Here is a 310-nt window from a genome sequence, read left to right as displayed (position 1 = left end):
GGCCGGTACGTTTACCGCCACACTTCGAGCCACCAACGTGGCTGGCCTGTCAGTTACAACCAACGTTACCTTTGTGTACACGGCGGCGGCAACTACGCCGGTCGTCGTGGTTGGCACGGGGCAGGGAACGGGCCTGACAGGGGACTACTTCGATAGCTTCGATCTGTCAGGGGTGGCTAAAATGACGCGTATTGATGCCACCATCAACTTCAATTGGGGTGAGGCCAGTCCGGGCAGTGGGGTCAACATGAACTTCTCTGCACGGTGGACGGGGCAGATCGAGGCTCCGGTCGCGGGTAACTACGTGATC

The 310-nt window shown here is 59.4% G+C and carries 1 protein-coding gene; it reads left to right on the top strand.

Features of this window, described 5'->3' with window-relative positions:
• Positions 1-310: PA14 domain-containing protein (locus F7231_RS27130; protein WP_250648839.1), on the top strand; the 310-nt coding region annotated here is incomplete at both ends.

The sequence above is a fragment of the Fibrivirga algicola genome, assembly GCF_011742925.1.
Classification (GTDB): domain Bacteria; phylum Bacteroidota; class Bacteroidia; order Cytophagales; family Spirosomataceae; genus Fibrella; species Fibrella algicola.
The sequence above is the reverse complement of the archived record's forward strand: the minus strand, read 5'-3'. Positions and strand labels throughout refer to the sequence as shown.